Origin of the sequence: Turicibacter bilis, from assembly GCF_024499055.1 — a bacterium.
In the GTDB taxonomy this organism is placed as follows: domain Bacteria; phylum Bacillota_I; class Bacilli_A; order MOL361; family Turicibacteraceae; genus Turicibacter; species Turicibacter bilis.
The window spans coordinates 2,487,617-2,499,698 of sequence record NZ_CP071249.1 but is presented as its reverse complement, the minus strand read 5'-3'; the positions used below and the strand labels follow the sequence as shown (position 1 = coordinate 2,499,698).

12 protein-coding genes are annotated in these 12,082 nt (G+C 33.9%); 3 read left to right on the top strand and 9 right to left on the bottom strand.

The genetic code is table 11. The features are described from left to right. The first annotated feature begins 35 nt into the window (after nt 1-35). Nucleotides 36-1,166 (top strand): 5-methyltetrahydropteroyltriglutamate--homocysteine S-methyltransferase, encoded by a 1,131-nt coding sequence (locus J0J69_RS12080; protein ID WP_212723764.1) that lies wholly within the window; start codon nt 36-38, stop codon nt 1,164-1,166. 203 nt (nt 1,167-1,369) lie between these two features. Here the strand turns inward: J0J69_RS12080 and J0J69_RS12075 are convergent, their stop codons facing one another. From J0J69_RS12075 to J0J69_RS12060, 4 genes are all read right to left on the bottom strand, one after another. After that, nucleotides 1,370-2,020: an ABC transporter ATP-binding protein gene (locus J0J69_RS12075; protein WP_055244269.1), complete on the bottom strand. Its 651-nt coding sequence runs from the start codon at nt 2,018-2,020 to the stop codon at nt 1,370-1,372. A 12-nt stretch (nt 2,021-2,032) separates the two neighbouring features. Beyond that, nucleotides 2,033-3,625 carry an ABC transporter permease gene (locus J0J69_RS12070; RefSeq protein WP_212724908.1) on the bottom strand — a complete coding sequence of 531 codons (1,593 nt, stop codon included), beginning with the start codon at nt 3,623-3,625 and terminating at the stop codon, nt 2,033-2,035. A gap of 127 nt (nt 3,626-3,752) precedes the next feature. Beyond that, nucleotides 3,753-4,529 carry a CPBP family intramembrane glutamic endopeptidase gene (locus tag J0J69_RS12065; protein WP_212724909.1) on the bottom strand — a complete coding sequence of 259 codons (777 nt, stop codon included), beginning with the start codon at nt 4,527-4,529 and terminating at the stop codon, nt 3,753-3,755. A gap of 82 nt (nt 4,530-4,611) precedes the next feature. Further along, on the bottom strand, nt 4,612-5,328 hold the full coding sequence (locus J0J69_RS12060; RefSeq protein WP_055276920.1) for an HAD family hydrolase: 717 nt from the start codon (nt 5,326-5,328) through the stop codon (nt 4,612-4,614). 206 nt (nt 5,329-5,534) lie between these two features. Between J0J69_RS12060 and J0J69_RS12055 the strand changes: the two genes are divergently transcribed. Continuing rightward, nucleotides 5,535-5,762: a hypothetical protein gene (locus J0J69_RS12055; protein ID WP_212724910.1), complete on the top strand. Its 228-nt coding sequence runs from the start codon at nt 5,535-5,537 to the stop codon at nt 5,760-5,762. A gap of 430 nt (nt 5,763-6,192) precedes the next feature. Here J0J69_RS12055 and J0J69_RS12050 read toward each other — a convergent pair whose 3' ends face one another. The 3 genes from J0J69_RS12050 to J0J69_RS12040 are packed head-to-tail and all read right to left on the bottom strand — an operon-like array spanning nt 6,193 to nt 8,199. Next, entirely contained in the window at nt 6,193-6,567 is a 375-nt protein-coding gene (locus tag J0J69_RS12050) for a hypothetical protein (RefSeq protein WP_212724911.1), read from the bottom strand. 34 nt (nt 6,568-6,601) lie between these two features. Further along, nucleotides 6,602-7,132: a hypothetical protein gene (locus J0J69_RS12045; protein ID WP_055304951.1), complete on the bottom strand. Its 531-nt coding sequence runs from the start codon at nt 7,130-7,132 to the stop codon at nt 6,602-6,604. A gap of 14 nt (nt 7,133-7,146) precedes the next feature. Next, a complete protein-coding gene (locus J0J69_RS12040; RefSeq protein ID WP_212724912.1) occupies nt 7,147-8,199 on the bottom strand; it encodes a ParA family protein in 1,053 nt (350 codons plus the stop codon). A gap of 319 nt (nt 8,200-8,518) precedes the next feature. On the opposite strand from J0J69_RS12040, the gene J0J69_RS12035 reads away from it, so the two are divergent. Next, nucleotides 8,519-10,144, top strand: coding sequence for a potassium/proton antiporter (locus J0J69_RS12035; RefSeq protein ID WP_212724913.1), 1,626 nt, complete (start codon nt 8,519-8,521; stop codon nt 10,142-10,144). A 59-nt stretch (nt 10,145-10,203) separates the two neighbouring features. Here the strand turns inward: J0J69_RS12035 and J0J69_RS12030 are convergent, their stop codons facing one another. Together J0J69_RS12030 and J0J69_RS12025 are read right to left on the bottom strand one after the other, a co-directional pair. Beyond that, entirely contained in the window at nt 10,204-11,424 is a 1,221-nt protein-coding gene (locus J0J69_RS12030) for a hypothetical protein (RefSeq protein WP_212724914.1), read from the bottom strand. Next, the gene (locus tag J0J69_RS12025) at nt 11,417-11,971 is read right to left on the bottom strand and encodes an RNA polymerase sigma factor (protein WP_212724915.1); all 555 of its coding nucleotides are present in this window, start codon (nt 11,969-11,971) and stop codon (nt 11,417-11,419) included. The genes J0J69_RS12030 and J0J69_RS12025 overlap by 8 nt, the downstream gene beginning before the upstream one ends. Nucleotides 11,972-12,082 lie beyond the last annotated feature (111 nt).

Sequence of the window (12,082 nt, the reverse complement as noted above, 5' to 3'; positions counted from 1 at the left end):
AGTAATCTCATAACAAATCACAAGGGGGATAAGATATGAGTAATACATTAACACAAAGAAAACATGCACCATTTCGATATGATATTGTAGGGAGCTTTCTTCGTCCACAAGCGTTAAAATCAGCGCGTGAAGCTTTTGCAAAAAATGAGATTAGTGCAGCACAACTTACAGAAGTTGAAGATGCTTGTATTCGTAACTTAGTGGAAAAACAACTTGAAGCGGGATTAAAATCAGTAACAGACGGGGAGTTCCGACGTAGCTATTGGCATCTTGATTTCATGTGGGGATTTGATGGAATCGAGCATAACACAATGGACCAAGGATACATCTTCCATGATGAAGAAACTCGTCCTGACTCTGCAAGAGTTTGCGGTAAAATAAAATTTACAGCTCATCCATTCATCCACCATTTTAAATTTTTAAAAGAAGTAGTTGGTAATCGTGCACTTGTTAGACAAACAATTCCTGCCCCTTCACAATTTTTTGCCGAGTTAGTTCGAGCAGATAATGAAGAGCATCTTAATCGTATTTATCCAAATCGTGAGGAACTTTATGCTGATTTAACACAAGCTTACCATGACTTTATTCTTGCATTATATAACGAAGGATGCCGTCATCTACAATTAGATGACTGTACATGGGGAATGCTTTGTGATAGCAATTTCGCAAAATATTTTGCAGATGCTGCAGGTGGTTTAGAACAATTACAAAAACTTTACTTAAAATTAAACAATGAGGCGATTGCAGATTTACCAGCTGACCTTGTAGTAACAACACATGTCTGTCGCGGAAACTACCACTCAACATGGGCAAGTAGCGGGGGATACGAACCAGTATCAAAAACATTATTCGGAAAAGAAAACGTGCATGGATATTACCTAGAGTTTGACGATGATCGTTCTGGAGATTTTAGACCATTAAAAGAAGTATCAGAAGAAAAACTTGTTGTTCTTGGTCTAATTACATCTAAATATCCAACACCTGAAGATAAATCAACAATTATTGCCCGAATCAAAGAAGCATCACAATACGTTCCATTAGAAAGATTATGCTTAAGTACTCAATGTGGATTTGCTTCAACGGAAGAAGGTAATATTTTAACTGAAGAAGAACAATGGAAAAAAATTAACTTAGTAAGAGAAATTGCAGAAGAAGTATGGGGATAACCCTTCCTAAATAAAAACTTTTTAAAGAGAAGTCATCTAACAAATTAGATATGACTTCTCTTTTTATGTTCTCAAAAAGCAAGAGCTTTTCACATATCAAACAACTTGACCCTCATTGATTTTTTATCGACACCATTCATTTATCTTTAACGGCAATTAAACTCAAAAAGAGACGTCCATTCAATGATAGACGTCTCTTTTTATTATTTTGCATTTTTTAATTTTGACAAGTCATAAATATGATCAGCCGCTTTAGCAACTGCTGGAGTATGAGTAACAATGATGACACATTTTCCTTGGTTTGCTAAATCCCTTAGAATTTTAATAATTTCAGCCTCTGTTTCTCCATCTAAGTTTCCAGTCGGTTCATCTGCTAAAATGACTTCTGGTTGATAAGATAAAGCACGTGCAATGGCGACACGTTGTTGCTGCCCTCCAGATAGTTTTAAAATACGACTATTAGCCTGTTCTCTATCTAATCCAACACTTTCTAATAAATCATACACATATTGTTTCTTATCATTCACATTAAAGTTTGCAATATCCATTGATAAACTGACATTCTCAAAAGCTGTAAATTTTGTTAATAGATTGAAGCTTTGAAAAACAACACCAACATATTTACTACGAAAGTCATACTTATTCATTTTCTCCACATCTTGGCCTTTATAATAAACGTTTCCTGATGTGGGAGCGGCTAAACCTGAAAGCACTGATAATAGCGTTGTTTTCCCAGTTCCCGACTTTCCAACAATGGCATAAACTTTTCCTTTTTCAAACTGCAAGTTTAGATTTTTAAAAATTGGTTTTTTATCATAAGTGAAACTAATATTCTCAAGCTTTAAAACTGACATCCTTCTCACTCCTTAGTCACGATTTGATAAAATTCTTAACGGTTCATAACGTGTAATGAAAATAATCGAAACAACACTTGCAACTAACGTTAAGACAATACCGATTCCTAGTAACTGCATTAATACCGTGAAATCAGTGGCTGACGTAACGTTTGAAATATAATCAACAGCTGCCATCGCCTGCCCTTTACCACCAATGATTCCAGTCATCCCTCCCATCGCTCCTGATGTTGGACGACCAAATGAAGCCTCAGTTTGCATCATATTATTACTTTGAGCTTCAATTTGAGAAGCTAATAATGTATTTGTTACTGGAACGGATGACATCGCCCCAATTCCTGCTCCAATCACTAACGCTACTAATGTGACTACAAAACTTTCCACTAAAAATTGCATCGCAACTTTCCCTTTTTTCATTCCAATGGCAGTTAAAACTCCAATTTCATACTTACGTTCACGAACATTAAAAATATTTAAAACCACTAAAATGATTGCGCCAATTCCAAACACAACGGCTAAGAAATAACCCGCCATTTGACTTAAGTTTTCTAATGGTAATAAACTTTGTTCATAAGCTGCTAAATCAGTTGATGAAACGGTATAGGTTTCATCTAATCCTAAATCGCGTACTTCTGATTCAAACGTATAATATTCATCAACATTTGCAAAGACATATGTTCCTGAAACTTGAGATGGAATAGCCGTTGTTGTTTCCATACCCGTTGTTTCATCAGTTGAAACAACTGCCCCTTCTTCTGAAGCTTTAGCAATCGCCTGAACAGCGTTGTAACTCATATAAATACGATTCGCTGGATCACTAGCTGCTGAGAATCCTTGCATCACTTCACTACTTGAAGTGGTTGATTGACTGTTATTATAAATTCCAACAACGTTTAACGTATAAATTTCCTCTTCATGATTTGGATTGACTACTGTAATCGTATCTCCTACAGCTAAATCATTATAAATAGCTAATTCATCTGAAATCACACAATCTAATAACTCTGTTCCTTCTTCAAACATTTTTCCATCTATTAACGTTGAAGTTCCTGCTACAAAGTCTGTCATCGCTTCATCTGAACTATATCCAATAATCGTGAAATCACCTTGTACACCCATTCCACCTTTTTGGAATCCGCCACCTTTTCCACTATCCATTCCTGGCATTTCCATACCAGCTTTCCCCATCATCGAATCTATCGATGATTCAGAACGTGAACTTGTCGTTGAGATAGCTTCAAATTCATCTGTTCCATTTAATGAAATCGTTGATGTATAATAGAACGATTTAACCGAATCCGCTTCGGCATAAATTTGCATCTCATCAATTGATAAACTTGAAACCTGAGTAAATGCTGATTTATCAAATCTACCTTCACCATTACCATTATTCATCATTTGCTGCATCATCGCTTGACGATCGACTGAAATTTGAGCAGTAACACTCATTGAATCTAACGTCTGTGTTCTTGCACTTTCCGCAGCTTGGCGAATAGATAGCCCGATACAACATGAAATTGAAATGACTAAAACAATAATTCCAATTAAAATATTTCTTCCCATGGAGCGTGAAACACTCTTCAATGCATTTTTCAATACATACATTCTTATTTCCTCCTTGTGTATTAACTTCTCATCTCTTCGTTATTACTATAAACTCCCAACCTTAAATCAAACTTAAATCACAAAAATCAAAATTCATAAAAAATTCCATCAAAAAAAGATGACCCAGTCATCTTTCCGTCTTTACTTTAATCCCAAATCCAAATCGAGCAATAAACCAAATTAAAATGAGTCCCACTAAAAACAATGAATAAATTCCTGTTAACTCTTCCGTATGCTCCAGTGAGACCAAAAAATCTTGTAATCCATGAGCAATCATTAATGGCACAATCGTCTGATACTTAAATAGAAAATAAAAATAAACAAGTGCCCCCACTCCAATAATCAACGTAATATTCAACCACTGATCATAATTATAATTACTATGTAAAAGCCCAAAGAAAAAACTCGTCACAATCACGGAAATGATACATGAACCAAGCTTATGTTTACTAACTTTAACCCCAAGCCAATACAGGATGAAAAACACACATAATTTAAAAATTTCCTCTCCAATTCCGACGAGTGAATATCGTGCTAACTGATTCAAGACATATGGCCCAGATAAATGAAAGGTATATTGATCCAATAATTGAGGGTCATTTGCTGATAAGAAATATCCTGTAAAACTTTCCGCTAAAATCCCACAGACATAAACAGCCCCTGTTATTCCAATTAAATTGATGATTCCGCCTCCCTTATTATAGAAAGGTCCAATTTCTTTGAATCCAACTGTCACTGAAAAAATTAAAAATATCCCTAAGTATATCATTAAAATCATTTCTGGTCTTGAAAAAACAGATAAAATTGGCGTCCTTAACATCGCCAGAAAAACTAAGACAAGCAACAAATAAACCATTGGATGTTTAATAATAGGGACAGCTACCATCTTCTCTTTAAGTTTCATCTCGTTCCTCCTCTCATCCTCTTTTCAATTATAGAAAGTAAATGAAAGAATAGAAGTCACTCGACAAAAAAAGCTATCTATATTAGATAGCTTCATTAGTTATAAAGTTTAACACTAATTTATAAAGCTCTGCTTCATTATTGATACAATAATCCGCTTGAATATTCCCTTCTGGATGCTCTGCATGGTGGCGGTTTAACCAAATAGCTTTCCAACCAGCTCCCTTGGCACCTATAATATCACTCTGAAACGTATCTCCAATAAATAATGTCTCCTCTGGATTAAGGTTCATTATTTTCTCTACATGCTGAAAGATGCCAATTTGCGGTTTAGCAACTCCAATATCTCCTGAGACGAAGATATATTCCTCTCGAATAAACTCCATTACCTTCAATGCCTTCACTTTATTCCATTGATGCTGTGAAGGTCCATTTGTAATAACCCCCATCATAATCTCATGTTTTTGACAGAGTTCAATGATTGTTCGCATCGTTTCAGAAATTTCTAATTTCTTTTGATTACCTGCATAAAGTCGTTGAAACTCTAATGCTTCATCATCTGTGACACTTATACCAAAACTCTCAAAGGCTTTTTGTACACGATAAATATACATGGCCTCCATCGACATTTCTCCACGCTGAGTAGCTTCAAACACTTCATCACTATAATAACGACTTCGTTTATATAACTCTTCAATTGAAAGTTCAAAACTCCCTTTAAATAATTCTTCATACGCCTTTTGAAAAGGAATCACCTGATCATATAACGTATCATCCACATCAAATAGAACTGCCTTCATCTCACCATACTCCTTTTTAACATCTGTTATTTCCAATCAATAGCTGATAATACATCCATCCAAAAAAATTCAATGGTAGGTAGCTAAGTTTTTTTCAATAATAGAGTAATAATTTAAATTCAATAAAATTATACGACTATCACTCACTTTCACCAACAATAAAGGCTATACTATCCTTATCAGAAAAGATGAAAGGGAGATATAACATGTATATAAAGTTACTCGTATTAAGCATTATTATGACAAGTCTACTATTTGCTTTTTTTAATAATATCTATTTAACTATCAAATCCATTCATTTAGATGAAAAACCTAGCTTCATTAAGTCAATTACTTATCAATTCTTAAATGTTGTCATTATTTTTACATTTCTATTAATGTTAGTTATTTTTTCACAATATGGCGATGAAATCATGAACACTTTACTTTATTAATCCTTGCAGAGGTTTGTCTCCCCTGAGGGATTAAATTACTTAATAAAGAATTAGGGGCAGGCCCTTAGTAACCTCGGCTATTGATAAAATTTAATCCTTTCTTTACCTTTGACTATCGAGGCAACTTTTAAATTATCAATAATGTTATATATTTTCGATGACTAATCTATGTAATTAAAAAACAGGGCTATTATTTAAAAACTCTTGCTCTTTACTTCAAATGAATAATTAAATTTTTTAAAACATAGCAATAAACTCGATTGTCCTTTTTATATCCGCCAGTTCTCTTATTTCATGGCCTTTTATGAGATAAGTCATGAGAAATTTTCTATAGAAAATCTTAATATCAGAGTATTTGAAGAACTAAACTTAAATCACACTCTTTGTTTGATGGATAAAATAATAAAAAAAGTCCCTAACGATAGGAACCTTAAAAACTATTTTTATATATTTCAAAGAAGCGGGATATTTCATAGCCTTGATCAATAATTTCTTCATCCTCATGGGTTAACTGCCAGCCATAATAACCATACCGTCGCCACGTTAACTTTGTGATAGGAAATAAATAGTACTCTTTTTGGATGGCTTTAAAGCCATCTTTATAATCAGTTACGATTTGTTTAAAAGCTGCATCTGGATTAACAAATACCGGCTTTCCATCTTGATTCATACCAATTTGATAAGCCTCTCCACCACCAAAATCACTAGGTAACTGACTTGTATCATAAACGCCAATCGCCTTATTTTTAGGATTCATACATCCCACTAAACACAAACAAACTAAAATACTCCAAACCACCCTCACCTAACATCCCCCTAAACCTAACTAAAACTCTTCCCTACAACTCACTCTCATAAATCTCATTCATTTTTTGATTTTCAATAGCACTCCAAAGCATATCTAATAAATTTTTCTTCTGTATAGCTTTTGAACTACCTTTTAATTTAATATTTAATAAGGCCATTCCTAAGAAATAGAGTTGATTAGACGTTAATTGGCTATCAGTTAATTGATTAATCTTCTCATATGAATCATCAAATGGAATTTCTAATACTGATAAAACAATTTTATTGTCAGCTGAATTTAAGTAACTCGTAATAATACTCTGTTCTTCCTCAGCCACTCCTCCAATTGTTTTCCTTTGATAATATAGTTCTCCAATTCGTAACGCATCATCACGAAGAGAAGACCTAGATTTTTTCTTTTTATCCCCACTTATTTTCTTTTCAAACTCATCTAAACTTAACGAACGGTAAGGTTTTAAAATCTCCAAAAATCGGTCAATTTCGGGATCGATAATACCGGCCGTTAACTGAACAATTTTTTGATACGTATTTAAATCCCCTAAGATATCTTTTACCTTTGTCATTTATTATCCCTCACTTATAAAATATCTGTGATTTCCCTTGAAAACTGACTCTTTGGAACATTTATACGATCTAACAAATCAAAAACTATCTGTCCATAACTTTCATTTGCTGGCAGAGTCCCATTTCGTTTCCAATTAATAAAACAACATTCTCCTGCATTAATTAGTTTCTGAACCTCTACCTGATGATAAACAACTGGTGTAAATAACATTCCTGGTAACTTAGTTTCAACAAATCTACGCCATTGCTCTGCCTCAGTTCCACCTTTAGAACTTGATGCCTTACGTAAAGTCTCAATAATTCCAATCATCTTAGGACTTCCACTTTTAAGGTAAGATAGATATGAATTACTAGGTGCTAAATCAATTAATGACCTGTATTGTTTACAAATGATTTGAACCGAATCATTCTCCACTATATTTTTCAAATGATTGATCCCTTGTACTCCCATCTCATCCATAATAGTTGGAACCACATAATAGTCAGATACAAACAGTGCATTTTGAACAATAAAGTTATTGCTTGGTGGACAATCAAAAATAATAAAATCATACTTTTGATCTAGCTCGACTTCTTTTAAAAATTTAGCTAAAATACTTAACCGTTTAATGCTACTATTTGCATCATCCCCAAATCTACGCTTAATCTCAGATTCTATTCCTTCTAATCCTCTCATCATCCCTTGATGTGAGTTACTATACATACTTGATGGAATAAAATCAAATTTTTGCAATTTATATTTTCCACCAGTATAAAAGTTGTGTTTGATTAACTTATCTAAATTGAATGGAACATCAAAATCTAATATCTCACGATTAAGATAACTATTAAATATATGATTAATTGTTTCTTCTTCTTTTAAACTACTAAAGCGAATATGTTCCCCTTTAGTCTTAGAATAGGCTCTCATACAAATCGTACTTAGTGAACACTGTGGATCTAAATCAATTAATAAAACCGAGTTTTGATTTAAAAAGTTTAGTCCCGCTGCGATATTAAAGGCACTGACCGTTTTTCCGACGCCGCCCTTATAATTAATAATTGATATAATCTTTGCTTTTCCCACGTCGCTATCCCTCCCTATTTTATTATCATTATATTAATCAGCTGGTTAAATCATGTTAGTGTATAAGTGATTAAAACAGGGAAGTTTATCATCAGGAATCTACTTGTCATGATCTATTAATATAAGCAAATTATCGATCATCTTTATTAAAAGGGACACCGAGAAACCTTTCATTAACAGGTAACAGAAGTTTAATGAATAATCATATGAAATATAAACCTATTTTCTAAAGAGATGATACGTAGCTGTCATCTCTTTTATCATTCATATTTAATTCTACTTATTTCATAAAATGACATATAAGCAAAGGAGGTTTTATATGGAGTTTTCTTTAATGATTTGTGCCATTATTTTAATGGTTTGTATTCTACTTAGCAGGCTGACTCACCGATTGGGTCTTCCTTCTTTACTATTTTTCATTCTTCTTGGGATGATCTTTGGATCAGATGGCTTTTTTAAAGTGGCCTTCAATGACTATCATCTTACCGAACAATTATGTACCATCGCCTTAATCTTCATTATTTTCTATGGGGGGTTCGGAACCAATTGGAAAACAGCTAGACCGGTCATGAAACCGGCTTTAGTCTTATCTACACTAGGTGTCCTTTTAACAGCAGCTATAACAGGACTTTTTTGTTACTTCTTTCTTCATCTTGAACTCATTGAAAGTTTACTCATTGGGGCTATCATCAGTTCAACCGATGCAGCATCCGTCTTCTCAATCTTACGTTCGAAAAAATTAAACCTTAAAGATGGAACTGCCTCTATTTTAGAGCTTGAAAGCGGAAGTAATGACCCAATGGCTTACATGCTAACAATTCTTCTCATTGATTTAATGAAGCAAACTGCTAACCTAAGTGAAATCCCGCTTCTCTTACTGAATCAACTGGGATTTGGGACACTATTTGGTGTTTGCATTGGGATGATTACCGTTATTATCTTAAGAAGAGTTAACTTTATGATGGATGGCTTAGAAACAATCTTCGTCTTGGCCATTGCGCTTTTAACGTATGCTCTTCCAACAGCTATCGGTGGAAATGGATATTTAGCAACTTATCTAGCCGGAATCATTATTGGAAATGGAGCCATCCCAGATAAAGTAACTTTAGTAAACTTCTTTGATGGTCTCACCGGATTAGCTCAAATTCTAATCTTCTTCCTACTTGGACTTCTATCCTTCCCATCCCAAATGCCCACCATTTTACTACCTGCTATCCTTATCTTTTTATGGCTAACCTTTGTCGCTCGTCCATTAACAACCTTCTTATTAATGAAGCCCTTTAAAAGTACCGTTTCCCAAAAACTCCTCTTATCTTGGTCTGGTCTTCGTGGAGCCTCTTCCATCGTCTTTGCTATCTTAGTTGTTTTAAAAGGATCGGATACCACGTATGATATTTTCCATATTAGTTTTTGCATCTGTCTCATCTCAGTGACCTTACAAGGAACATTGCTTCCCGCTATCGCCCATAAACTCGCGATGATTGATGATAACGACAACGTCCTCAAAACGTTCACTGACTACCAGGAAGAAGAACACCTTCCCTTGCTCCAAATCTTTATCACCCCAACCCATAACTGGGCAAATCGTCTCATTAGTGAACTAAACCTCACCGACACCTTAATTTTAATGATTAAACGCAATGAACAGACAATTATCCCGAATGGACAAACGATGATTTTACCTGGTGATCAACTCGTTGTCAGTGGCACCAGTTTTCACGAACAAACTAATCTCACGCTTAATGAGATTAATATTGATAAAAATCATCCTTGGCTTAGTAAAGAAATCAAAGACCTTGATCTTCCACCTCAAACTTTAATTATCTTAATCAAACGTCAGGATGGAACAAGTATCACCCCAAAAGGTGATACACTTATCCAACAAGGAGATACCATTGTTCTAACCTGTGAAACCTTTAATGAATGCATCATTTCTTGTATCTAAAAAACCTCTCGAACGAGAGGTTTTTTTAATTCAATATTTCGAATATATTAAATTTTATCCTAATGTTCATGATATCTACTAATTGACCAGTTAAGATTATCTTTGACTCTAACGACTTCGTTAGTAGACTTCTTATCAGTAATAATAATCTCGATTGGTTTATTGATAGTTTTTATTTCATCATCACCCTCTGCTTCCTCTGTAAAAACTTCAGATATTAAATACATCGTTGACTGATTAACTTTTTCAAACATAAAATCTAGCGGGGCCCCATCAACTAAAACATCGATTTCATATTCATCAGGATTCAAATCATTAAAATCAATCTCTAGACCTAATAATACCGCAATCAAACTATTTCCTTCAAAGGAAATATCATCGTCAAAAGAATAATCATCGAAGAACTTAATAGAAATCCCCTGTCTTTTATGTATAGTAGGCCAACTAAATATCATTCCTTTATCTTCAATTTTAATGGGGAACGAACTCTCTATTTTCGGATTAGAATTCACATAAATCTCACTTTCTTGAGGAATAATGTCTCCAATATTATTAACAGTTCCATCTAAGTAAACTATATAATCAATAGACTTAACTAAACTAGTCATACAAGCTCCTTCATTTCGAAGTGATAAGAACCATTTATAATCCTCTAAGTCTTCTTGACTTAATTCATTTACTTTTTCATTGGCAGTCAACTCTGTACATACTTTGTCTTTATTAACTTCAAATGGATAATTTTTTGTTAATTCAATAATCTCTTTCATCTCTTCATTAAAATTGGTAAATTCTCGATTAACACGGGCTAATCCGATTGTTGTTTCACTAACAAAGCCTTTTTTGCTAATATTATTCACTAGTAAATAGTCTAAAATCTTATCATTCTGTGACAAGGTTAAAAATAAATAATCCTCAACTTCAATCATATCCACCTCTATTTGCGATGTAACATCTAAATACTTTACTTGATTTTCATACGTATAGATATCATCCGTAAGCTGAATAAGATTTGGATTTTCAACATAGCCATGAAGATTAAAATAAATTTCCTCTCCAAAGACATTTAAACGGTATTCATTGGCGCTAATTCTTGTCACCCCATATGAACCATCATCATTCGAAAAAAGTGGAAGTAAAAATAAGATAGCAACTGCTGCAATAGCGGTCAGTGATTTGATCATATGAACTGTTAACCTTTTTTGTTTTTCATAATTATCAATTCGATCCATAATCAACTTAGCTTCTTGACTCACATCAATGTGTTGAATCTCTTTATTCATGACAATCGCCTCCTAAAGCAATCTTTAATTTATCTAAACTCCGCTTAATAATCGTATAAATTGTTTTAACTGATGTTTTTTCTAATATTGCAATTTCCTGTGGACTTAAATCTGCATAAAAATAATACCTCATAATCCGTTCATACTTTGGTTTTAAACAAGTTCGCATCAGCTGATTAATCTTTTGTGCTTTCTCTTCTTTAATTAATCTTGTTAAGGCATCGTCTGAGCTTTCAGATAAAGTCTCTAATTCATCTTCCCCATCAAACGTGCGCTGTTGATACGCCTTGCTTCGCAAATAATCAATACAACGATAATTCGCAATCTTATAAAGCCACGTCTGGAAAGACGCCTTTTTCGAATTATAACGCTTAAGCGAACGATATGCCTCAAAGAAAATATCCTGGCATAACTCCTTACTCGCCTCAACATCCCCCACCTGCTGATAAACATAATGATAAATGGATGAATAATAACGCTTTATAATTTGTTCATACGCCTGTTTATCGGTCGTTAACACGACCTGAATCACCTTCTCCAATTCCATCTCAAAACCTCCCTAGACACGTAGCATCTATCTATCCGAACTTCTCCTCAAAAAATCTTCAAAATTTTAAAACTTTTTTCTTAATCTTAACATAATCGCTTGAGAATGAAG